This is a genomic window from Agathobaculum sp., from assembly GCF_034098985.1.
GTDB lineage: Bacteria > Bacillota > Clostridia > Oscillospirales > Butyricicoccaceae > Agathobaculum.
Map to the genome: position 1 here is coordinate 86,096 of NZ_JAXEOA010000025.1, position 20,221 is coordinate 106,316.

A 20,221-nucleotide genomic window follows, 5' to 3' on the forward strand; every position below is an offset into this window, starting at 1 on the left:
GAGGTGAAGCAAAAATGGCAACTCAGACAACCACTGTTGTCGACGGCGTGAAAACGCCCATCATGTCCCTCAAGCACATCTCCAAATATTTTGGCGGCGTGCAGGCGCTCGACGGCGTGGACATGGATATCTGCCGCGGCGAAGTCATCGTACTGGTCGGTGATAACGGCGCGGGCAAATCCACGTTTCTCAAAGTTATCTCGGGCGTCAACATCCCCGAACAGGGCGAAATTTATTTTGACGGCAAGGCCGTAACCATCAGTAACACGCTCGATTCGGTCGAGCTCGGCATCCAGACGGTCTATCAGGATCTTGCGCTGTGTGACAATCTGGATATCGTGCAAAACCTGTTCCTTGGGCGCGAGCTCACCAGACACGGCCGCTTAAACGAGGCCGATATGGAGCACATCGCGCAGGAATGCCTGAATGAATTGGGTATTGAGATCCAGAGTGTGCGTGCCAAAGCGGGCGCCCTCTCGGGCGGGCAGCGGCAGGCTGTCGCCATCGCCCGCGCGATGCTCGGCTCGCCCGATATCGTGCTGCTCGATGAGCCGCTTGCAAATCTGGGGCTGAAGCAGCGCCAGCAGGTATGCAAGCTGATCATGGGGCTGCGGGAAAAGAACGTGGGCGTGGTCGTCGTATCGCACGATCTGGCCGAGGTGTTCCCGGTGTGCGATAAGGTCGTTGTGTTCCGTCTGGGCGAAAAAGTAGCCGAGATTGAACGAGCCGACATCACGACTGAGCGCGTGGTCGCCGAGATCACGGGTTCCAACTCATTTTTGGAAGAAGAATAGGAGGCCGCGCATGAAACAGGAAAAACCGATCATCCGCCTGCGCGGCCTGAGTAAGGACTACGGCGGCGTACACGCGCTGAGCGGCGTCGATTTCGATATCCATGAGGGCGAACTGCTCTTTATCGTCGGCGATAACGGCGCAGGAAAATCGACCATCGTCAACATCCTGTCCGGCGCGGTACAGCCAAATCCGGGCAGCGAGATCGTATTTGAAGATAAGCCCGTCCATATCAAAAACCCGAAAGCCGCGCAGGAACTGGGCATCTTCACCGTTTTTCAGGATCTGTCCCTGTGCAACGATTTGAACGCTTTTCAAAATATCTTTCTCGGCCACGAGCTGACCCGCGGCATGCGTCTGGGACACGAGGCCATGGAGCGCCGCACGCGCGACCTCTTTGAAGAGATCGGCTCGAACGTGCCCAATCCGCAGGCGCCGGTCGGCACCCGGTCTGGCGGCCAACGGCAGGCGGTTGCGATCGCGAAATCGCTGCTGTTGCCCTCCAAGGTCGTGCTGATGGATGAGCCGACCGCGGCGCTCGGCGTGATCCAGCGCAAGCAGGTGTCCAAGCTCACCCGCTCGCTGCGCGACACCGGCCACGCCGTCGTCGTCGTCTCGCAGGATTTGGATGAGGTCGTAAAATCGGCTGACCGCGTCATCGTGCTGCGCATCGGCGAAATCGAAAGCATACTGGACGGCGGCACATTCACCCGCGACGACCTTGTCGCTCACATAACAGGTATCCACGCGTCATAAAGAAAGGGAGGTTTCTCATGAAAAAGACCAAGCGATTATTTGCCATGCTTCTTACAGGCTGCATGCTCTGCGCCCCGTTCCTGACCGGCTGTTCTTCCGACAAGGCTCCGGATGCATCCGGCGAGCCCGACACTTCGGCCGGCACCCCCGGCGGACAAAGCACCTCAGGCGACGCGATCTACGACGGTTCTGGCACAGTATACTTTGCCATCCCGGATGGAACGATCTCCCGCTGGCCGAACTTCGATGCACCGTTTATCGAGAAATGGCTGAAGGTCTATGCCCCGAACATGGAGTTTAAGGTGCTTGACGCGGAAGGCGATGCCCAAAAGCAGCTCCAGCAGATCGAAGGCGCCATCACCTCGGGCTGTGACTTCCTTGTTTATGCGCCCGCTGAAGAGTTGAGCGCCGCCGGCGCCCTGCAGCTTTTGAACGACGAGGGCGTTCCGTTCTGTGCACTGTCCCACACGCCCTACGGCGGCAAGTGTGAAATGATGGTCACCGCGCCATTCCCGGCAATTGCGGAGCAGTATCTCAAATACATGGAAGAAAATATCCTGCCGAACGCGGACGGTGTTGTCAAGGTCGCTGGAATTTGGGGCGCAACCGGATCCCCGTTCTACAACGAACTAAAAGAAACCTATCATGCAACCCTCGACAAATGGGCTGAGGAAGGCAAGGTCGAGATCGTTTTTGAAGCTGATACCAACGACTGGACCGCCGCGAGCGCACAGCCTGTCACCGAGCAGATGCTGACCCAGACCGGCAACGATGTCGACGTCATCATCAGCATGAACGACGACCTGCTCACCGGCGTCGTCGCGGTGCTGGAGGAACAGGGCATGGTGAACGACGTGACGCTGCTTGGCGGCTGCGATTCCACGGTGCAGGGTCTGGCCCGCGTCCAAGAGGGCTGGCAGGCGGCCGACGTGCTTCCCGATTATGAAACCCAGGCCAAGACTGTCGCAGAGGTCTGCGCGACCTGGCTGCGCGACGGCAAGTGCCCCTCCGACAAGGCTGACCGCGTGTTCGACAATGATTCGCCTGACGGCCTGCCCCAGATCCTGGTACCGACCCTGTTGATCACCCAGGATAACCTGAAAGAAGAAGTCATCGACGCCGGCGTCGCCACGCAGGAATCGATCGACGAAGTTGCCAAGACGCTGAAATAATCCCCGCATGCTGATCGGCAGGCATGCATTTAAACTTTGCTTTTGCTGGAGGTCTACTTATGGCGGAAAATAAAGAAAGCGTTGTTCTGAGCCGTACGACCGAGCTCAAACCGAGCAAAAAACTGCGCATCATGGAAGCTCTGAACGGTCCGCTTCGCATGCTGCCGGTCATTTTCGCACTGGTTGTCATCTGGGTCATTTTTACAGTGCTCAACCCCTCGTTTCTCAGCCCCCGCAACCTGACCACGTTATCCGTGCAGATCGTCAACATGGGCGTCATGTCCATCGGCCTGTTCCTCGTGCTGCTGCACGGCGAACTTGACCTTTCCTGTGCGGCGGCAAGCGCGGTCAGCGCCTCGGTCGGCGCGATGATCTGTATTATTTTTGAAATGCCGTTCATCCTCGGCTTCGGCGCCTGCCTGCTCACCGGCGTGATCGTCGGTTTCATTCAAGGCTGGATCGTCACCAAATTCAGCGCGCCCGCGTTCATCATCACACTGGGCTCGCAGATGGCGCTGGAAGGCCTGCTGCTCGTGATTCTGCGCGAACACAACCAGATTTCCCTGATGAACAGCTCTCTCGCCGTGTTTACGACTACATATCTTCCCACCTGGCTTTCCTACCTGCTCCTGGCAGCGGGTACGGCGGTGCTGTTTATCCTTTCCTACCAATCGTTCGCACAGGCGAAAAAGAATAACCTGCCTGTCAAGCTGATGAACAAGGTCGTCATCCCGACCGCGTCGGTGCTGGTCGGCGGCGTGATCGTGCTGGAAATCATGCGCCGCTACAAGGGCCTCAACCTATCGGTCCTGCTGCTCATCGTGCTGCTCGCGGCATTCTCTTACATCCTGACGCAAACCCGTTTCGGCGTACACCTATATGCGCTCGGCAGCAACCCGGAAGCCGTGCGCCGCGCGGGCATCAGCGTGAAAAACACCAAATGGGCGGCTTTCATCATCTCGGGCGCGGTATTCGCGTTCGCAGGCCTGATCGCATCCTCTCGTGTACAGAGCGTTTCCATCTCCTCGATCGACGACAGCATCATGATGAACTCGATCGCGGCCTGTGTGCTCGGCGGCGCAAGCCTGACGGGCGGCAAGGGCAATATTTGGGGCGTGCTGCTTGGCTCGCTCGTCATGGGCAGTCTGGCGAACGGCATGTACCTCATCGGCGCGGAAACTTCGACCCGCTTGATCGTGCAGGGCGCGATCCTGGTCGCCGCGGTTGTGCTCGATTCGTTTATCGTGCACGCTTCGACTACAAAACGCTGATTTCCACACTCTCTTCTCTCACTTTGTGCAAACGGGCGCCCACCGGGCGTCCGTTTGTATTTCCAAAGCGAAAAGCACCGCCCAGCCGGGCGGTGCTTTTTCCCTTTTCCGCTTATGTAAACAGCATATCGACCTTGTTTTCCCTGCAAAACGCCTGTCCTACCGGTTCGCACACGGGTTTTCCCATCATGCCGATTCGGATGCGCGCCGGGATCGCCCGCGCGCGTTCGATCGCAAGCAGCAGCAGCGTACCGAGGCCCGTTTCGTCAAACGAGCAGAACGGGCTTTGCTCAAACACGCCCCGCTGCATATAATATTCAACCGCGTCTTCCGCACCGTCCGCCGGAATGCCGTACATCTTCTGTGTCAGCGCCTCTGTATTGAACACCAGAAAATCCATCAGGCCCGCATATTCCCGTGTTTCGCACGCCGCGCGCGGCGTGGACACCTCGATGCCGAGCTGGCAGGTGATGAGGAACTCCGCGGCGATGCCGTCCGTCAAACCGCACAGCATACGCACCTCGTCTACATTGCCGCTGTACGGCAGCAGAAGCGCTATCTTATGCAGCCCTCCCCGCTCCGCGCCCTGCATGATCGACCGGATCTGCAATTCGAACAGCCGCAGGTATTGCGGCGGGAAATGGTATTCCTGACAGCAGCAGAGCTGATGGCACATCGTCAGCCGTTCGGCTTCGCCGCGGAGCGCCTCCTCCGGACATTGGAACATCTCCGCGATACAAGCGAACTCCGCGTCGTTCTGCGGCAGCAGGCAGTCAAACAGCATATCGGGCAGACGGACGACCACCTCATGCTCCGCGCACTGTCTGAACAGATTGATCCACAGCTGTGTCTGCGTGTTTTCAAACTGCTTTTCCAGCCCGATATCGGCCTCGGGCGACAGCAGCAGCTTTTGCAGGCTCGCACGGGATACCACGCTGTCTTTCAGGCGGTCATCACTGCGCAGCATCACGCCGCCCGATACCGCCGCGAGCGCGGCGGCGTCCTTGCAATATCCATACTGTTTCATGGTCTTGGCTCCTTTCCCGATCCTGTCAATTCCAGCATTTCACGCACTTTTTCAGCCACCGCTTCGCCCAGCGCCATGTGGGAGGCAGCGGTCAGATGCACGCAGTCCGCCCCCGGGCCTGCATGATCCGAAGCGCGCAGAAAGCCGACCTTTTCCTGACATGCGATTTTTTCAAACAGACCCGGCATGGAAGCAACTTTCCGGTTCGAGTTCAAATCAAACTCCTCCCCTACCCAGGAATGCCCCCAGTCGGTTCCCATACCGGCGGGCGAGATCAGCAATACCTGCGGTGGAGCGATCCCGTCCGGCCCATACAGCGGGCTTTGTGCAGCTCTTGCGAGATTCTGAACGTTTAGCGCCGAATCCCATGCCGGATGATTGGAAAACCGCCTTTTGCAGTCGTTCGCGCCCAGCATGATGATGACCAGATCAAGCGGCGCGCTGGTCTCGAGCACATTGGAAAATCCCATCCGCCCGTTTCGCCCGGGTTCCACGTCGTCGGTAAAGCCGCTTGTCCGTCCGCAGAGGCCGTTTTCATAGATATGCGCCTGACCGCCCAGCGCATTTTGCAGCACGCCCGGCCAGCGGGTTTCAAACCCAAAACGCGGCAGCTGGTCCGGGGACGCGCCCCAGGTGTTGGAGTCGCCGTAGCACAGGATATATTTCATGGATTTCGCACCTTCTTTTGATTTATATTATATTTATATATTAAATTAATATAAATAATAAATCAACAGATTTCTGTTCTTTCTTTTTCCAAAACCAAAAAAACCGGCTGCCGAATAAAGCGGCAGCCGGTTTCTTCACTTTTTATGCGAGCAATTGCAGCTGCATCCCGCACAGCCGCCCGGACACTCGCCGTTTTTCACCTGACGGCGCACCTTGCGGAACGCGAACACGACCGCAATGGCCAGCAGCACACAAATGATAATGGTTGCAAGCATTGCAACTCCTCCTTACTTCGTCAGCCCGCTTGTACGCTCATCTTGTTCAGGTGAGCCGTACCATCCGATTTTGCCGGGCGGCGGAACAGCAGATAAAGATAACCGATCAGAACGACAACCGCCGCAACTGTACCGGCGCCGAACGCCAGCTCGCCTGCAAACAGGCCGCCGAATTGATAAATCATCAGCGATACGGTGTAGGCAAAGACCGTCATGTAGCCGATCGCGAACCAGGTCCACTTGGCAGAGTTCATTTCGCGCTTGATCGCGCCGATCGCCGCAAAGCATGGCGCGCACAGCAAATTGAATACCATGAATGAGTACGCCGAGATCGCGGTGAACGAGGTTGCAAGCGTGCCCCAGATCTCCGCGCCGTCCTCGGACAGCTCGCCCGCAAAGTGGAAAATCTGCGCAAACGTCGCCACCACATTTTCCTTTGCCACAAGGCCGGAAACTGTCGCCACGGAAGACTGCCAATCACCCCAGCCGAGCGGGGCGAACAGCGGCGCGAGCAGGCCGCCCAGCGCGGCAAGCGCCGAATGATCCACGTCTTCTACCATGCCGAAGCCGCCGTTTTCCACGCCAAAGGTCTGTAAAAACCAGATCACGATGGTCGACAGCAAGATGATCGTGCCCGCCTTGCGGATAAACGACCAGCCGCGCTCCCACATCGATCGCAGCACATTCCCCGCTGTCGGGATATGGTAGGCCGGAAGCTCCATGACAAACGGAGCGGGATCTCCCGCGAACATCTTCATTTTTTTCAGGATAATGCCCGAAATGATAATCGCAAGAATGCCGATGATATAGGCCGACCACGCCACCCAACCGGCATTGCCAAAGATCGCGCCCGCAAACAGGGCGATGATCGGCAGCTTAGCGCCGCAGGGCACAAAGCAGGTGGTCATGATGGTCATACGGCGGTCGCGGTCCTGTTCGATGGTGCGCGAGGCCATAACCGCCGGTACGCCGCACCCCGAGCCGATCAGCATGGGGATAAACGACTTGCCTGACAGTCCGAATTTCCGGAAAATGCGATCCATAATAAACGCAACGCGCGCCATATAGCCGCAGTCCTCTAATACCGCGAGGAAAAAGAACAGCACGAGCATCTGTGGCACAAAGCCCAGCACGGCGCCAACGCCCCAAATGATGCCGTCGACCAGCAGGCCGGTCAGCCAGCCGGCAACTCCAAGCCCCTCCAGCGCGGCCTGCGCTCCGGGAATGATCCACTCGCCAAACAGGGTATCGTTCGTCCAGTCGGTCACGAGCGCACCGACCGTGGATACAGATACATAATACACCAACGCCATAACAATTGCAAAGATCGGCAGCGCCAAAATACGGTTGGTGATAACGCGGTCAATTTGATCTGACGCGGTCGAGCCCACATGCTTCTTCTTCACGCAGGCCCGGACGACCTCTGTGATATACCGGTAGCGCGCGTCCGTGATGATCGATTCCGCGTCGTCGTCCAGTTCGTCCTCAACCGCCGCGATGACCGCTTCCATTTGATCCGACAGTTCCCTGCCAAACTGAAAACGGGCGCGCACTTTTTCATCGCGTTCAAATAGTTTTACGGAAAACCAGCGTCGGACGGCAGGTTCGGTCACATCCGCGATCATCGCTTCGATTTTGGCAAGCGCCTGCTCGATCACGGGGGCGAATCGGTGCTTATACCCGTATTCTCCTTTGGCAGCCGCTTTTTTCGCCGCCGCCACCAGCGCTTCCGTGCCCTCGCCCTTGACCGCGGCAGTCTCCACGACCGGCACGCCAAGCATGGCGGACAGCCTGCCGGTGTCGATCCGATCGCCGTTCTTCTTGACAATGTCCATCATGTTTAGCGCGACGACGACCGGCACGCCCATTTCTACAAGCTGTGTGGTCAGATACAGATTGCGTTCGATGTTGGATGCGTCAACCAAATCCATAATCGCATCGGGACGTTCCTCTACCAGATAGTCGCGCGTGACGACCTCCTCCAGCGTGTAAGGGGACAGCGAATAAATGCCGGGCAGATCGGTGATTACGATCTCCTTATCTGCCTTATACCGTCCCTCTTTCTTTTCAACCGTAACCCCCGGCCAGTTGCCGACATACTGCGTCGCGCCGGTCAGGTCGTTGAACATCGTGGTCTTGCCGCAGTTCGGATTGCCGGCAAGCGCCAATCGGATTGACATAGTGGTTCCCCTTTCACGATTAGCATTCGCTAACCTCTATGTAAATTTTTTAATCTACCAGAATCTTTTCCGCATCCGCCTTGCGCAGTGAAAGCTCATAGCCGCGGACTGTGACTTCGATCGGGTCGCCCAGCGGCGCGACCTTGCGCACAAAGACTTCCGCGCCGCGCGTCAGCCCCATATCCATAATACGGCGGCGCACCGCGCCTTCGCCCTCGATCTTACGCACGGTCACGGTTGAACCGCACTTGGTTTCACGCAAATTTCCCATATTTCCTGCCCCCCTTTATACCATGATCCGCGAAGCCATTGACTGAGAGATCGCAACGCGCGCATCGAGTACCTGCACAATCAGGTTTCCCGCCATTGACGAAACGACCCGCACACTGCTTCCTTCGGTAAAGCCAAGGCTTTGTAAAAACTGGCGTGTTTCATCCTTGCCGCGAATGGACTTGATCGTCGTCTCCATTCCGGTATCCAGCATCGTAAGCGGCATAATATTGATCCTCTCCTTATTTCTTCCTAATTAGACATCGCTAACTTCCATGCTAAACATTAGGGTTAGATTTCTCTAACCCCTGTTGTGTTTTAAGTTTACCATTGCTAACTCGTTTTGTCAAGCAGCGATTCGCAATTTTGTTACTTATTGCTAACCGCCCCTATATCCCCCATCCGATTTTTGGGACATGAGGAAAAACCGATCACGCAGCAAATACTTCAAGCAGGCTCTCGCCGCGCTCGACCCGCCGTGTCACCGCGCGGCTGACACGTGACAAACGCTCAAATTGTTTGGACGCGGCTTCCGCGTCGCCGTATACTTTCCAATGGCCGGTCAATTTACAGCCGCGTCCGCCTTTTTCGATAAAACCCTCAACATCCTCAACAGGATAGCCGAGAAACAGCCCGATCTCGTGCGGAAAGCCGTCGTTTTGCGCCATACGGCGCTTTAAATGATAGAGCGACGCGTCCAATCCATCCGTATCCGGATAGCCAAACCGCGAAAGCAGCCGCCGCACACGCGGATCGCACATCTGCCGTGTAAGGCTCTGCACGTGGTAGACCAGCAGCAAATAACGTGTTTCACAGGCGCATACGATCTCGAACCGTACCCCGCGCGCCGTAAACGCTTCGCGGTAAATTCGCAGCTTCCGCGGCAGGTCGGGAACCAGCGCGCGATCACACGCGACCAGATTCGCCGGTTTTATGCCGATCAGCGCGGGCGCACAGTAAGCCGCCAGTAATCGATCCAATTGTATATCCATCCGTTTCAATGCACCTCCCAGCCGTAGTGTTTGCAAAAAACAAAGCCACATGCACAGCAGAAAGATACAGCCGCCGAAAATTAAAAAAGCGAAGCTCACGCTCCGCTTTTTTGGCTTATTGAAAGGAGACCAGTGCTTCGACGTCTTTCCGCTTGGGACACATCGGCTCTTCCGCCGGATAGCCCAGCGCCAGAATCGCCGCAACCTGCTGTCCCTCAGGCACGTCCGTCAACTCAGCCACTTTGTTTTCGTCAAAAATACCCATGATGACCGTTCCAAGGCCCAAATCATGCGCGGCAAGGCAAAATGTCTGCGTCGCAATACCTGCGTCGAAAGACTGCCAATGCGTTCCCTGTGTTGTCGAGAACGAGCCGTCGCGCTCGAAGCCCGACCGTCCAGTAACCATTGTGACCACGACCAGTGCGGGCGCGCAGGACGCTGTTTTCTGGTTGAACGCAAAGCCGAGCATGCATTCGTCGGCCAGCTTTTGTTTTTTCTCCGCGTCGGTCACCACGATATAGCGCGCGATCTGCGTGTTTTTCCAGCTCGGCGCGTATGCCGCTGCGGCAACAACCTGCTCGATGAGCGCCCGCTCCACCGGGCGGCCGTCAAATTTACGCACACTGCGGCGCGTTCTGATACATTTTAAGGCTTCCATGAAATCCGCTCCTTCACTTTTGGGGATGGCTTTATTGTAGCAAAGCGCGGCGCGATCCGCAACGAAATTTCACAAAAACATTACCAAAACATGCTCGCCAATCCGCCGTATCTTCCAGCACCTTGACCTGAAAGCAGCTGTCCGCAGTCCGTGTAATTCACAGGCCTTTATTCTTCCCCTCTCTGTTCACATAGGTAAGTAGCCTCCAGGTCGGCCAAGTGCAGCTTGACCGCAAGCGGGTATTTCTCATACGCGTGCGCGATGGCGAACGAGCCCGCCTTGGCCGCGTCGTCAAACCCGCCCATATGCCAGCGGATAGCGACCGCCTCCTCGTTTTTGAGCCGCAAAAAACGTTCGATCAGAAAGACCGATTTTTCGCCGTGACCATAGGGAAATTTATCATCGACCGTGTAAAACGGCACCTTTTCCCACTCGCCGCGCTCATTTTTGCGGTTGCGCATCTCGATCGAATAAAACCCGGCTTTACACAGGTCGTGCAGCAGGGAAACCAGCGTGTAGCTCTCCAGATCGTCGGCCGCCGGGTCGTAGTGCTTGGAAATCAGCACGTTGTAGACGTTGAGCGAGTGTTCAAGCAGCCCGCCCTCATATGCCGCGTGAAAGCGCGTGGACGCGGGCGCGGTGAAAAAGTCGGTGCTCTCCATCCAGGCCAGCAGCTTATCCGCTCCCGGACGCTTGATATTCTTATGGTAGATCTCCAAAAAGCGTTCTTTGTTCTCTGTCATTCCCGTTCCTCCATTCGGGCGCGCGCCCAGCTGATGAGCGCTGTATGGTCGTTTGGCAGCAGGCCGTCGATCACCTCGTCGAGCAGCGCGCGCAGCATGACGCCGACCGCCGGGCCAGACAGCCCGAGCGCCAGCAGATCCCCGCCGTTCACGGCAAGCTGGCGAAGCGAAAAACAGGCGTCCTGCGCAAGCACACTGTTCAGGCCGCGTTCGGTTTCAAGCAGCGCGGCCACATCCTCCGGATGCGTCCCCTGCCCGACCGCATCGCCTTTTTTCATAGCGAGCAGCTGTCGAAACCGGGTTTCCCCGATCTGGGACAGGCGGCGGCGGATCAATTTTTCGCTGTCTCCCAGCGGGCGGTCGTGCTGCTCGACGAGCAGCAGCACCGTCTCCGCGTCCTCGCGGGAAAGCCGCAGACGTGCAAGCGCGGCTTCCGCCAGCTCCCGGCTTTTTCTGGGATGCCCGTAAAAATGGCCGATGCCGTTTTCATCCACCGTCTTGCAGGCGGGCTTGCCGCAGTCGTGCAGCAGCATGGCAAGGCGCAGCACGGGCGCGCCCGGCACCTGTCCGACCGCGCGGATGCTGTGTTCGTACACGTCGTATAAGTGGTGCGGGTTTTGCTGCGCGCAGCCCAGCATGGGGCCGATCTCGGGCAAAACCTGCGCGAGTACGTCCGGAAATTCCCGGAGCGCCCGCTCGGCCCAGCGTCCGCAAAGCAGGCGGAAAAGCTCGTCGCACACGCGCTCGGCGGCGATAGCTTTGAGCCGCGCTGCCTGCCGCCGCATGGCGGCTGCGGTTCGCGCTTCGACGGCAAGCCCGATCTCGGAAGACTGCCGCACCGCGCGAAGGATCCGCAGCGCGTCCTCCTGAAAGCGCGTGTCCGGGTCGCCGACCGCGCGCAGAACCCCGTTTTCCAGATCGGTTTTCCCACCGAACGGGTCAAACAGCCCGCGTGCCGGATGCCAGGCCATCGCGCCCACCGTGAAATCGCGCCGGGCAAGATCCTCCCGGATGCTGCGGACAAACCGCACCGCGTCCGGGTGCCGCCCATCCGAATACGCGCCGTCCGCGCGAAACGTCGTAATCTCAAGCGGGCCGCTGGCGGTCAGAAGCGTCAGCGTGCCGTGCTTCAGCCCGGTTTCCAGCACGCGTTCCCCTTGAAACACGGCTTTCATCTCGTCCGGCGTGGCGGCGGTGCATAAATCGTAATCGTGCGGCGGCACGCCGCGCAGAAAATCGCGCACACAGCCGCCGACCGCCCAAGTCTCATATCCCGCCGCCTCAAGCGCTTCGACCGCGCTGCGGGCATACCGCGGCAGGCGCATCAATCTTTTTTCTGGCGCAGCTTGTGGGCCGTGCCGTCCGGGTTTAAAACCACCGTGTTATCAAGCTGGGCTTTCAGGCTGCTGCGAAAACCCGCGATATATTCCTCGCGGAGCGCTTTCTGCTCGGCCTGTTCGGCGTCTGTCAGGCCGGTCTCGCGCGCCTTTTTCGCAAGCGCGTTGATCCGGTCGATCTTTCGCTGTTCCATGCGGTATCCTCCCTAGGTTTTTTTCTTATTATAACAAAGCGCCGGCGCAAAGTCGAGAGCCATTCTTGACCGTATGCGCGCGCGCGTGATACAATGGCTTTGCTGTAAAAAATCCCCGAAAGGATGAACGATACATGAAAATCGAGACCCAATGCCTGCACGAGGGCTACAAGCCCGAAAACGGCGGCCCCGGCGCGCTGCCGATCATCCAGTCCACCACCTACCGCTTCGACTCGACCGAGCACATCGCCGGCCTGTTCGACATGCCGACGGAGTTTATGTATTCCCGCTTCGCCAACCCGACCTGCGACGCGGTGGAAAAAAAGATCGCCGCGCTTGAGGGCGGTGCCGCCGCGATGCTGACCAGCTCCGGGCAGGCGGCCTCGCTCCTTTCCATCCTGAACCTTTGTTCGGCGGGCGACAGCTTTATCGCCGCTTCCACGATCTACGGCGGCACCATCAACCTGTTTGGCGTGACGCTCAAAAAGCTGGGCATCGAATGCATTTGGGCGGATGCGGAAGCGCCCGCCGAAGAGGTGCAGAAGCTGTTCAAGCCAAACACCAAGGCCGTGTTCGGTGAAACGCTCGCCAACCCGGCGCTGACCGTGTTCGATATCGAAAAGTGGTCGGCCATCGCGCACCAAAACGGCGTGCCGCTCATCATCGACAACACTTTTGCAACGCCCATCCTCTGCCGCCCGATCGAGTGGGGCGCGGATATTGTCATCCATTCCACCACAAAATATATGGACGGCCATGCCGTGCAGGGCGGCGGCGTGATCGTCGATTCCGGCAAATTCGACTGGGCCGCCTCGGGCAAGTTCCCCGACTTCACCGAGCCGGATGAAAGCTACCACGGCGTTGTCTACACACGCGATTTCGGCGCGGTTGCCTATATTATCAAGGCACGTATGCAGCTCATGCGCGATTTCGGCTGCTACCCGGCCGCGCATTCGGCTTTCCTGCTGAACCTCGGGCTGGAGACCCTGCCCGTGCGTATGCAGCGGTACTGCGAAAACGCGCTCACGGTTGCAAAGCGCCTGCAAGCCTCGGATAAGATTGCGTCCGTCCGCTATCCCGCCCTGCCCGGAAACGAGCACTTTGAACGCGCGCAGAAGTACCTGCCGCTTGGCACCTCGGGCGTAATGAGCATCGATATTAAGGGCGGCCGCGAAAGCGCAATGCGGTTTATGGACAGCTTAACGCTCGCCTGCAACGAGGTGCATGTCGCCGATATCCGCACCTGCGTGCTGCATCCGGCGAGCGAGACCCACCGCCAGCTTACCGACGAACAGCTCGCCGCCGCCGGCATCGAGCCCGGCCTTGTCCGCCTGTCGGTCGGCCTGGAAAATGTCGAGGACATCCTCGCGGACGTCGAACAGGCGCTCGACAAGATTTAAACAAAGGAGCATCTTTCCCATGAACATTCGTCCCATCCGCGCGGATGACCGCGATTATTTTCTGGATATGGTGCATGAATTTTACCATTCCCCCGCCGTATGCCATGAGATCCCCGCGCAAAACGCCGAACGCACGTTTGAGCTATTGATGCACGGTTCCCCCTATGCCGACTGCCTGATCGCTGAGGACGGCGAGGGCATCCGCTGCGGCTACTGCCTGCTTGCGCTCACCTGGTCGAACGAGGCGGGCGGGCTGTGCGTCTGGCTGGATGAGATCATGGTCGAAGAGCGTATGCGCGGGAAAGGCGTGGGCAGCCGCTTTATCGCTTACGTACATGAAAAATACAACACCGCCGCCCGGTACCGCCTCGAGGTGACCGACGACAATCCCCGTGCCGCCGCGCTGTACCGCATCCGCGGCTTCGAGGATCTGCCCTACCGTCAGATGATTTTAGACACGCCAAACGCGCTGTAAAACACCGGCAGGCCGCGCTCTTTTGCGCGGCCTGCCGCTTTCTTTTTCCCCCTTTTTCTGCTATACTGGATAGCAGTAAAGGGGTTTAAAAAGAATGAACGAACAGACGGAAAACAAAATGGGCGTGATGCCCGAGGGCAGGCTGCTCATCACGATGTCGTTTCCCATCATGCTGTCCATGCTCATCCAGGCGCTTTATAATATTGTAGACAGCGCGTTCGTCGCGCGCATCAGCGAGTCCGCGCTCACCGCGGTGTCACTCGCGTTTCCCGTTCAGCTTTTGATGATCGCGGTGGCTACCGGCACGGGCGTCGGCGTAAACGCGCTTCTGTCGCGCAAGCTCGGCCAAAAAAAGCAGGAGGAGGCCGATTCCGTCGCCGCGAACGGTGTTTTTCTCGCCGTCGTCTGCTGGCTGATCTTCGCCGCGCTCGGCCTGCTCTTCGGACGCTGGTTCATCTCGTGCTTTACGGCGGACGCCGAGATCCTCCAAATGGGCACGAACTATGTGACCGTGTGCACGGTCGCATCCTGCGGCGTGTTTTTGCTGTTTGTCGCCGAACGGCTGATGCAGGCGACCGGCAACACAGTTTATCACATGATCACCCAGCTCATCGGCGCGGTGCTCAACTGCATCCTCGACCCGCTGCTGATCTTCGGTATCGGCCCGTTCCCCCGCCTCGGCACAACGGGCGCGGCGCTTGCGACCGTCGCCGCACAGATCATCGCCATGATGATCGGCTTTTTCATTAATGTGCGGTTCAACAAGGACGTCCATCTCCGTCTGCGCGGCTTCCGTCCCGATGCAAAGATCCTCGGCGGTGTGCTTCGCATCGGCCTGCCGGCGGCTGTCATGCAGTCGCTGATGAGCGCGCTCACCATCGGCATGAACCGTATCCTGATGCCGTTCTCGATGACTGCGGTCGGCTTTTACGGCGTATATTACAAGCTGCAAAACTTCCTCTACATGCCGATCTTCGGCATGAATAACGCGCTCATCCCAATGATTGGCTACAACTATGGCGCAAAGCGGCCCGACCGCATCCACAACATCGTCCGATATGCGCTGCTGCTCGGAGCCGGCATCATGGCTTTCGGCACCGTGCTGTTCGAAGCCATCCCGGCGCCGCTGCTGCGGCTGTTCGATGCGTCGCCGGACATGCTCGCCATCGGCGTGCCCGCGATCCGCGTCATTGCCGTATCGTTTTGCTTCTCCGCCGTTTCGCTCGTGCTCTGCGGCGCGCTGCAGGGGCTGGGGCGCGGCATGGATTCGCTTATCATCGCGCTGCTGCGTCAGCTCGTTATCGTGCTGCCTGCGGCCGCGCTGCTTGCCCGGGCGCTCGGCCTGCACGCGGTTTGGTATGCGTTTCCGGTGGCAGAGCTGGCCGGCTTTGTCGGCGCGCTGTGGATGTACCGCCGCGTCACACGCAAAATTTTTCCATCCGCCCAAAGTTTACAGTCCGTTCACACGGGGGACTTGTAATCCTGCGCGAAGTGGCATACAATGAGGTTGTAATAAAAAGAAAGAGGGTGATTCCGATGGACAGCGAATTTCAGCAGATCACGCGCGACATCTTGGAGCACCCGCGGTTTTTACAGCTGCGCGAGTTTGTCCACCACGGAGAGCAAAACTCGGTGTACGACCATTCGGTTTCCGTCGCGGAGATGGCTTACCGGCTCGCCCGTAAGATGCGTCTGTCGGAGGACGAGACGGCGTCTGTCGTCCGTGCGGCGCTGCTGCACGATTTCTTTGGCTATGACTGGCACGGCGAACGCTTTCGCCGGTATCTGCGCCATTTTTCCGGCGTCCAGCGCCTCGCCCGCATGCATGCCTTTGTGCATGGCCACATCGCGGCGGACCGCGCCAAAACCATGTTCGGCCTGACCGACCGGGAATGCGAAGCGATTGCCCGCCATATGTTCCCGCTCGCCGCCATGCCGCGCACGCGGATCGCTTGGATCGTGACGCTGGCCGACAAGGCCGTGGCCTCGAGGGAAATGACTGTCGCGCTCGGCGGTTATATGACTGCGTTTTATCAAAAATTGTTTGCCGTTTCGGCATAAAAAAGAGCCGCCCGGATGCGTCTGTCCGGGCGGCTTTTTTATCGTCCCCTGCGTGGATAGGGGATTCGTTGATCGGTGAAATCCAGCAGATAGTCGATGCTGGTCCCGTAAAACTCCGCGAGCCTCATCAGGATCGCTGTCGGGATATTGATATTGCCCAGCTCGTAATCCGAATAAGTCGTCTGATGAACTTTCAGCAATACCGCCAACTCTTTCTGGGATAAATCCCGGTCCTCACGCAGTCCACGCATATGCTCATACACGCATTCCTCACCTCATCAACAGTATGCGTTAAGGGCATATCCCTTATTGACTTTCAAGGGTATTTCCCTTAGAATATGAGATGTGAGGTGATGTGTATGGAGCTTTATCAGGATATTTTGCGGGAGATCCTTGCCCGCCAGCGAATAGAAATATCTTTCCCCGATCTCCAAGGCGTCGCCCCGGAAAAATTGATCGAGTCGGCCAGCTATACGGCGCTCCGGCAAATTAAAGAGATTTTGGAAAACGATACGCTGTCCGATGCGGACTGTTTCGTGCGCATTGAGAAAATCATCTGTGTTTTCGAGCGCATGGGCAGCCGGATCGAGCACCGACACGGCTTTTAAATTAGTAAACCCCGCCGGATAGCCCGGCGGGGTTTTTCTATACGTTTTTCTGAAAGGCCAGCCGCGGCGCGCCATCCTCCAGATAGATCACGCCGCAATATGCAAATCCCAGCTTGCGCAGCAAATTCTGCATCGGCTGGTTGTCCGTATGGGTATCGATGCGCAGGTTGCCGCACTGTGCAAAGCACCATTCCAAACAAAACTGCCCCGCCCCGCGCATTTGCCGGGCGGAAGCAAGCCGGTGCACCACGCCATACGGCGCGTCGTTCAGCCATGCGCCGTTTTCAATGCGCGCATAAGTCGGTTCACCGCCCACCCAAAAGCTGAATGCGGCCAAAAGCGCGTCCCCCTGCTCGCAGACGTAGCTCACGCCCGCGCCGATATCGGCGCGCAGTATGGCTTCGGAGGGCCGTGCATCGCCCCACTGGTTTGGGTTTCCCTGCTCCCGCATAAAACGCCGCGCCCCGGCGTACAGCGCCAGCAGCGCGGGCAGATCGTTTCGCGTGGTTTTGCGTATGTTCATTCCAGCTCCTTCAGCCACTCTATGCACAGGCCCAGCCACCGCGCCACATGGCGGTCGGGCAGGCGGCCGCGCACCGGGTCGGCGGTCTCCAGATCGGCCAGCGCTAGGCCGTGAACGCCGTTCGGGAACAGGTGCAGCTCGTGCGGCACGCCAGCCGCGCGCAGCGCCCTTTCAAACAGCAAGGTGTTTTCCACAGGCACCGTCGCGTCTTCCAGCGTATGCCATAAAAAAGCGGGCGGGGTGTGTTTGTCAACCAGCAGTTCCGCCGAATAGCCGGCCTGCTCCTCACGCGCCGCGAGCCTGTCCAAGCTGCCGCGGTGCGCGTATTCGCCCGCTGTGACGACCGGATAGCCCAAAATCAGCGCGTCCGGGCGGTACGCCCGCACATCTGTGCCCGGCGCAAACCAATCTTGCCTATGCCAGGCCGTCCCAAACAGCGCGGCCAAATGCCCACCCGCCGAAAAACCGCCGACAGCAAGCCGCGCCGCCGGATCATCCTTTCGCACATACGCCGCCGCTTCGGACAGCTGCGCGAGCGGCCGCCTGCCGAGCGGCACGGGTTCGCAGGCATATTCCAATACGAACGCCTCGATCCCCGCACGCGCGAACGCCCGTGCGACCGGCGCGCCCTCTCGGATCGAGCAAAATTCATAGCCGCCGCCCGGGCAGAGCACGATCTTCCAAACGCTGCGCGTTTCCTGTGCGGCAAACCGCGTCAGCCTGCCCCCCTGCGGCAGCGGGATACTCTCCATCAGCCGTTCCTCCTCCAATAAAAACTGCTCCCCGTCAAACATTATACCGGTTGCGGATATCGATGCGCGTCAGCAGCCGCCCGGCGGGCGGCCTCTCGCCGACGAGCAGGTAATCGAGCAGCAGTTCGACCGGGCGCACTCCCTGCTCATGTGCGTCCTGGTCGATCAAAAAGTCGATCAAGCCGTCGCGCACGTTTTGCGCGTTCACCGGCGTCAGATCGTGGCAGACCAAGTGCAGCCTGCCGCGCAGCCCAAGCTCACGGATCGCGTCGCACGCGCCCGCCTGCCCGTTGACCGACACATACACCCCGGCCAGTCCCGGATGCTCCCGCACGGCGCCGCACACGATATCGTGCGCCTGCTTCTGGTCGTCCTCGCAGGTCTGCGGCGGCAACAGGCGCAGACCGGGAAATTCGGCGCGCGCCTCGTCGCAAAAGCCCTCCACGCGCTGCTGGTGCGACCAGTTCTTCGCCGAGCCCGCGACCACGAGCACTTCGCCCTGCCCATGCAGCGCAAGCCCCATCAGCCCGGCGCACGCGCGGCCGACCGCATAATTGTCCTGCCCGACATAGCACAGCCGTTTCGCCCCCTCGGGCAGGTCGGTGTTGAACGTGACCACTGGGATGCGGCCCGCCAGTTTATCGAGCCGGGCCTGGATGCGCGTATCCTCGGCGGGCGTGATCGCCAGTCCGCTGATACCTGCTTCGACCAGTTCGTCGATCTGTGCAAGCTGGAGGGACGCGTCGATAGTGTCCGTCGTGCGGAGCAGCACTTCCGCGCCGTCCGAAGCAAAATGCGCCATGGCCTGCTCGGTTTCCCGCAGCACCATGCTCATAAACGCGGTTTTGACCGACTGGATGATCACGCCGATCTTCATTGGGTTTTTCGCGCGCGCAAGCAGCTTGCCCGCCCGGTTGGGCTGGTAGCCCAGTTCTCCCGCGATGCGCCGGATGCGCGCGGCGACCTTGGGGTCGATGCGCCCGCGGCCGTTGAGCGCGCGGTCTACCGTGCCGCGCGACACGCCTGCGAGCGCCGCGATTTGTGCCAGTGTCACCGCCATTTCGCCTTTCCTCCACTCATCAAATGTCTTTTCATTCAATCACGCAGTAGCGGACGGCACGCTCAGCCGCCCAGTGCGGCGGCGATCTCATCGCGCACCGCGAGCAGCGGGATGCGAAGCTCTGCGATACGTTCGTCCGTCATGCGGCTGAGCGGCGCGGAGATAGACAGCGCATAGCTCGCCCGTCCCCGGAAATCGAGCACCGCCGCCGCGATGCAGCGCACGCCCAGCTCATTTTCCTCGTTATCCAGCGCATAACCCAGGCGGCGCACGCGCGTCAGCTCGCGCAAAAAGCCGTCCTCGGTCGTGATGGTGTGCTCGGTGCAGGCTTCGATATCGCTCGCTCGCCAGGCCGCGCGCGCCTCGTCCTCCGGCCAAGTCGCCAAAATGGCCTTGCCTACGCCCGTGCAGTAAAGCGGGCGGCGCATGCCGATGCGCGAGAACATGCGGATGCCCCCTGAAACGCTCTCGACTTTGTGGATATACACGATATCGCGCTCATCCTGCATCACCAGATGCACGGTTTCCCCGGTCTCCCGGCTAAGCCGTTCCATCGGTGCGCGGGCGCGCTCGATCACGTCGATATTGTCCATGATGCAGCCGCTCAGCTCGCAGATGCGCATGCCTGCATGGTACACGCTGGTCTCGCCGTCACGCACCACATAGCCGCGCGCACACATTGAAGCCAGCAGCCGGTGCACGGTCGATTTATGCAGGCCGGTATGCGCGCTCATCGCGCCGATTGTCAAGCCGTTCCGGCTCTTGCACAATAGCTCGAGCAGATCAAACGCTCGGTCGAGCGACTGTACTGTCGTTGTTTCCGCCATGATTCTCACTTCCGTTTCGCATTGTGGAACTTTGTTTCATTTTAATAGATTTTGCCCAAAAAAACAAGAGAAACTTTGCACAGATTGCTTTCAGAAAACTCTTGCATTTTGACGGGGGAGTTTTATAATGAAAGCAGATAGCAAATTTGTGAAACGTTATTCCATAATATGAAACATTG

25 protein-coding genes are annotated in these 20,221 nt (G+C 58.9%); 9 read left to right on the forward strand and 16 right to left on the reverse strand.

All coding sequences use genetic code 11. The annotated features are described in order from the left end of the window. Positions 1 to 14: 14 nt before the first annotated feature. From SO058_RS08655 to SO058_RS08670, 4 genes are read left to right on the forward strand one after another with little or no spacing between them, the layout of a single operon-like run. Positions 15 to 794 (forward strand): ATP-binding cassette domain-containing protein, encoded by a 780-nt coding sequence (locus SO058_RS08655; protein ID WP_320842597.1) that lies wholly within the window; start codon positions 15 to 17, stop codon positions 792 to 794. Positions 795 to 804: 10 nt separating this feature from the next. Then, positions 805 to 1,548, forward strand: a complete 744-nt coding sequence (locus SO058_RS08660; RefSeq protein WP_320842598.1) for an ATP-binding cassette domain-containing protein — start codon at positions 805 to 807, stop codon at positions 1,546 to 1,548. Between the two features lie 17 nt (positions 1,549 to 1,565). Next, a complete protein-coding gene (locus tag SO058_RS08665) occupies positions 1,566 to 2,720 on the forward strand; it encodes a substrate-binding domain-containing protein (RefSeq protein ID WP_320842599.1) in 1,155 nt (384 codons plus the stop codon). Positions 2,721 to 2,779: 59 nt separating this feature from the next. After that, positions 2,780 to 3,991 carry a sugar ABC transporter permease gene (locus SO058_RS08670; RefSeq protein WP_320842600.1) on the forward strand — a complete coding sequence of 404 codons (1,212 nt, stop codon included), beginning with the start codon at positions 2,780 to 2,782 and terminating at the stop codon, positions 3,989 to 3,991. A gap of 112 nt (positions 3,992 to 4,103) precedes the next feature. Here the strand turns inward: SO058_RS08670 and SO058_RS08675 are convergent, their stop codons facing one another. The 11 genes from SO058_RS08675 to SO058_RS08725 all read right to left on the reverse strand — a co-directional run bounded on the left by SO058_RS08675 (position 4,104) and on the right by SO058_RS08725 (position 12,336). Then, positions 4,104 to 5,018, reverse strand: coding sequence for a putative PEP-binding protein (locus SO058_RS08675; RefSeq protein ID WP_320842601.1), 915 nt, complete (start codon positions 5,016 to 5,018; stop codon positions 4,104 to 4,106). Then, on the reverse strand, positions 5,015 to 5,686 hold the full coding sequence (locus SO058_RS08680; RefSeq protein ID WP_320842602.1) for a GDSL-type esterase/lipase family protein: 672 nt from the start codon (positions 5,684 to 5,686) through the stop codon (positions 5,015 to 5,017). The genes SO058_RS08675 and SO058_RS08680 overlap by 4 nt, the downstream gene beginning before the upstream one ends. A 135-nt stretch (positions 5,687 to 5,821) precedes the next feature. Next, positions 5,822 to 5,962 carry a FeoB-associated Cys-rich membrane protein gene (locus SO058_RS08685; protein WP_320842603.1) on the reverse strand — a complete coding sequence of 47 codons (141 nt, stop codon included), beginning with the start codon at positions 5,960 to 5,962 and terminating at the stop codon, positions 5,822 to 5,824. Positions 5,963 to 5,982: 20 nt separating this feature from the next. After that, complete coding sequence (gene feoB, locus SO058_RS08690; RefSeq protein ID WP_320842604.1) at positions 5,983 to 8,142, reverse strand: ferrous iron transport protein B; 2,160 nt, start codon at positions 8,140 to 8,142, stop codon at positions 5,983 to 5,985. 49 nt (positions 8,143 to 8,191) lie between these two features. Then, complete coding sequence (locus SO058_RS08695) at positions 8,192 to 8,413, reverse strand: FeoA family protein (RefSeq protein ID WP_320842605.1); 222 nt, start codon at positions 8,411 to 8,413, stop codon at positions 8,192 to 8,194. 15 nt (positions 8,414 to 8,428) lie between these two features. Continuing rightward, on the reverse strand, positions 8,429 to 8,638 hold the full coding sequence (locus SO058_RS08700; RefSeq protein ID WP_320842606.1) for a FeoA family protein: 210 nt from the start codon (positions 8,636 to 8,638) through the stop codon (positions 8,429 to 8,431). Between the two features lie 205 nt (positions 8,639 to 8,843). After that, a complete protein-coding gene (locus tag SO058_RS08705) occupies positions 8,844 to 9,404 on the reverse strand; it encodes a DUF3793 family protein (protein ID WP_320842607.1) in 561 nt (186 codons plus the stop codon). A 115-nt stretch (positions 9,405 to 9,519) separates the two neighbouring features. Further along, positions 9,520 to 10,062 carry a nitroreductase family protein gene (locus SO058_RS08710; RefSeq protein WP_320842608.1) on the reverse strand — a complete coding sequence of 181 codons (543 nt, stop codon included), beginning with the start codon at positions 10,060 to 10,062 and terminating at the stop codon, positions 9,520 to 9,522. 167 nt (positions 10,063 to 10,229) lie between these two features. Continuing rightward, positions 10,230 to 10,805, reverse strand: a complete 576-nt coding sequence (locus tag SO058_RS08715; protein WP_320842609.1) for a hydrolase — start codon at positions 10,803 to 10,805, stop codon at positions 10,230 to 10,232. Next, positions 10,802 to 12,130 carry a CCA tRNA nucleotidyltransferase gene (locus SO058_RS08720; protein WP_320842610.1) on the reverse strand — a complete coding sequence of 443 codons (1,329 nt, stop codon included), beginning with the start codon at positions 12,128 to 12,130 and terminating at the stop codon, positions 10,802 to 10,804. Before SO058_RS08720 ends, SO058_RS08715 begins: the two co-directional genes overlap by 4 nt. After that, positions 12,130 to 12,336, reverse strand: a complete 207-nt coding sequence (locus SO058_RS08725; RefSeq protein WP_320842611.1) for a DUF896 domain-containing protein — start codon at positions 12,334 to 12,336, stop codon at positions 12,130 to 12,132. The genes SO058_RS08720 and SO058_RS08725 overlap by 1 nt, the downstream gene beginning before the upstream one ends. 134 nt (positions 12,337 to 12,470) lie before the next feature. Here SO058_RS08725 and SO058_RS08730 point away from each other — a divergent pair, with 134 nt between their 5' ends. The 4 genes from SO058_RS08730 to SO058_RS08745 all read left to right on the forward strand — a co-directional run bounded on the left by SO058_RS08730 (position 12,471) and on the right by SO058_RS08745 (position 16,272). Further along, positions 12,471 to 13,736 carry an O-acetylhomoserine aminocarboxypropyltransferase/cysteine synthase family protein gene (locus SO058_RS08730; RefSeq protein WP_320842612.1) on the forward strand — a complete coding sequence of 422 codons (1,266 nt, stop codon included), beginning with the start codon at positions 12,471 to 12,473 and terminating at the stop codon, positions 13,734 to 13,736. 19 nt (positions 13,737 to 13,755) lie between these two features. Beyond that, on the forward strand, positions 13,756 to 14,211 hold the full coding sequence (locus SO058_RS08735) for a GNAT family N-acetyltransferase (RefSeq protein ID WP_320842613.1): 456 nt from the start codon (positions 13,756 to 13,758) through the stop codon (positions 14,209 to 14,211). Between the two features lie 94 nt (positions 14,212 to 14,305). Next, the gene (locus SO058_RS08740) at positions 14,306 to 15,691 is read left to right on the forward strand and encodes an MATE family efflux transporter (RefSeq protein WP_320842614.1); all 1,386 of its coding nucleotides are present in this window, start codon (positions 14,306 to 14,308) and stop codon (positions 15,689 to 15,691) included. Positions 15,692 to 15,747: 56 nt separating this feature from the next. Continuing rightward, positions 15,748 to 16,272 carry an HD domain-containing protein gene (locus SO058_RS08745; RefSeq protein ID WP_320842615.1) on the forward strand — a complete coding sequence of 175 codons (525 nt, stop codon included), beginning with the start codon at positions 15,748 to 15,750 and terminating at the stop codon, positions 16,270 to 16,272. Positions 16,273 to 16,310: 38 nt separating this feature from the next. Here SO058_RS08745 and SO058_RS08750 read toward each other — a convergent pair whose 3' ends face one another. Next, complete coding sequence (locus tag SO058_RS08750) at positions 16,311 to 16,523, reverse strand: helix-turn-helix domain-containing protein (RefSeq protein WP_320842739.1); 213 nt, start codon at positions 16,521 to 16,523, stop codon at positions 16,311 to 16,313. A gap of 108 nt (positions 16,524 to 16,631) precedes the next feature. Between SO058_RS08750 and SO058_RS08755 the strand changes: the two genes are divergently transcribed. Then, positions 16,632 to 16,880, forward strand: a complete 249-nt coding sequence (locus SO058_RS08755) for a hypothetical protein (protein WP_320842616.1) — start codon at positions 16,632 to 16,634, stop codon at positions 16,878 to 16,880. A gap of 37 nt (positions 16,881 to 16,917) precedes the next feature. On the opposite strand, the gene SO058_RS08760 is transcribed toward SO058_RS08755, so the two are convergent. The 4 genes from SO058_RS08760 to SO058_RS08775 all read right to left on the reverse strand — a co-directional run bounded on the left by SO058_RS08760 (position 16,918) and on the right by SO058_RS08775 (position 20,042). Then, positions 16,918 to 17,403 (reverse strand): GNAT family N-acetyltransferase, encoded by a 486-nt coding sequence (locus SO058_RS08760; protein WP_320842617.1) that lies wholly within the window; start codon positions 17,401 to 17,403, stop codon positions 16,918 to 16,920. Further along, the gene (locus SO058_RS08765) at positions 17,400 to 18,155 is read right to left on the reverse strand and encodes an alpha/beta hydrolase (RefSeq protein ID WP_320842618.1); all 756 of its coding nucleotides are present in this window, start codon (positions 18,153 to 18,155) and stop codon (positions 17,400 to 17,402) included. Before SO058_RS08765 ends, SO058_RS08760 begins: the two co-directional genes overlap by 4 nt. 34 nt (positions 18,156 to 18,189) lie before the next feature. Then, positions 18,190 to 19,215 (reverse strand): LacI family DNA-binding transcriptional regulator, encoded by a 1,026-nt coding sequence (locus SO058_RS08770; RefSeq protein ID WP_320842619.1) that lies wholly within the window; start codon positions 19,213 to 19,215, stop codon positions 18,190 to 18,192. A 62-nt stretch (positions 19,216 to 19,277) separates the two neighbouring features. After that, a complete protein-coding gene (locus SO058_RS08775; protein ID WP_320842620.1) occupies positions 19,278 to 20,042 on the reverse strand; it encodes an IclR family transcriptional regulator in 765 nt (254 codons plus the stop codon). Between the last annotated feature and the right edge of the window lie 179 nt (positions 20,043 to 20,221).

Excerpts from the sequence above, each read along its gene's own strand:
- SO058_RS08675 (WP_320842601.1), bottom strand. The coding sequence starts at position 5,018 with ATGAAACAGTATGGATATTGCAAGGACGCCGCCGCGCTCGCGGCGGTA.
- SO058_RS08735 (WP_320842613.1), top strand. The coding sequence starts at position 13,756 with ATGAACATTCGTCCCATCCGCGCGGATGACCGCGATTATTTTCTGGAT.
- SO058_RS08750 (WP_320842739.1), bottom strand. The coding sequence starts at position 16,523 with ATGCGTGGACTGCGTGAGGACCGGGATTTATCCCAGAAAGAGTTGGCG.
- SO058_RS08720 (WP_320842610.1), bottom strand. The coding sequence starts at position 12,130 with ATGCGCCTGCCGCGGTATGCCCGCAGCGCGGTCGAAGCGCTTGAGGCG.
- SO058_RS08730 (WP_320842612.1), top strand. The coding sequence starts at position 12,471 with ATGAAAATCGAGACCCAATGCCTGCACGAGGGCTACAAGCCCGAAAAC.
- SO058_RS08665 (WP_320842599.1), top strand. The coding sequence starts at position 1,566 with ATGAAAAAGACCAAGCGATTATTTGCCATGCTTCTTACAGGCTGCATG.
- SO058_RS08740 (WP_320842614.1), top strand. The coding sequence starts at position 14,306 with ATGAACGAACAGACGGAAAACAAAATGGGCGTGATGCCCGAGGGCAGG.
- SO058_RS08775 (WP_320842620.1), bottom strand. The coding sequence starts at position 20,042 with ATGGCGGAAACAACGACAGTACAGTCGCTCGACCGAGCGTTTGATCTG.
- SO058_RS08770 (WP_320842619.1), bottom strand. The coding sequence starts at position 19,215 with ATGGCGGTGACACTGGCACAAATCGCGGCGCTCGCAGGCGTGTCGCGC.
- SO058_RS08760 (WP_320842617.1), bottom strand. The coding sequence starts at position 17,403 with ATGAACATACGCAAAACCACGCGAAACGATCTGCCCGCGCTGCTGGCG.
- SO058_RS08755 (WP_320842616.1), top strand. The coding sequence starts at position 16,632 with ATGGAGCTTTATCAGGATATTTTGCGGGAGATCCTTGCCCGCCAGCGA.
- SO058_RS08705 (WP_320842607.1), bottom strand. The coding sequence starts at position 9,404 with ATGGATATACAATTGGATCGATTACTGGCGGCTTACTGTGCGCCCGCG.
- feoB (WP_320842604.1), bottom strand. The coding sequence starts at position 8,142 with ATGTCAATCCGATTGGCGCTTGCCGGCAATCCGAACTGCGGCAAGACC.
- SO058_RS08700 (WP_320842606.1), bottom strand. The coding sequence starts at position 8,638 with ATGCCGCTTACGATGCTGGATACCGGAATGGAGACGACGATCAAGTCC.
- SO058_RS08745 (WP_320842615.1), top strand. The coding sequence starts at position 15,748 with ATGGACAGCGAATTTCAGCAGATCACGCGCGACATCTTGGAGCACCCG.
- SO058_RS08765 (WP_320842618.1), bottom strand. The coding sequence starts at position 18,155 with ATGGAGAGTATCCCGCTGCCGCAGGGGGGCAGGCTGACGCGGTTTGCC.
- SO058_RS08685 (WP_320842603.1), bottom strand. The coding sequence starts at position 5,962 with ATGCTTGCAACCATTATCATTTGTGTGCTGCTGGCCATTGCGGTCGTG.
- SO058_RS08680 (WP_320842602.1), bottom strand. The coding sequence starts at position 5,686 with ATGAAATATATCCTGTGCTACGGCGACTCCAACACCTGGGGCGCGTCC.
- SO058_RS08655 (WP_320842597.1), top strand. The coding sequence starts at position 15 with ATGGCAACTCAGACAACCACTGTTGTCGACGGCGTGAAAACGCCCATC.
- SO058_RS08725 (WP_320842611.1), bottom strand. The coding sequence starts at position 12,336 with ATGGAACAGCGAAAGATCGACCGGATCAACGCGCTTGCGAAAAAGGCG.
- SO058_RS08715 (WP_320842609.1), bottom strand. The coding sequence starts at position 10,805 with ATGACAGAGAACAAAGAACGCTTTTTGGAGATCTACCATAAGAATATC.
- SO058_RS08695 (WP_320842605.1), bottom strand. The coding sequence starts at position 8,413 with ATGGGAAATTTGCGTGAAACCAAGTGCGGTTCAACCGTGACCGTGCGT.
- SO058_RS08660 (WP_320842598.1), top strand. The coding sequence starts at position 805 with ATGAAACAGGAAAAACCGATCATCCGCCTGCGCGGCCTGAGTAAGGAC.
- SO058_RS08710 (WP_320842608.1), bottom strand. The coding sequence starts at position 10,062 with ATGGAAGCCTTAAAATGTATCAGAACGCGCCGCAGTGTGCGTAAATTT.
- SO058_RS08670 (WP_320842600.1), top strand. The coding sequence starts at position 2,780 with ATGGCGGAAAATAAAGAAAGCGTTGTTCTGAGCCGTACGACCGAGCTC.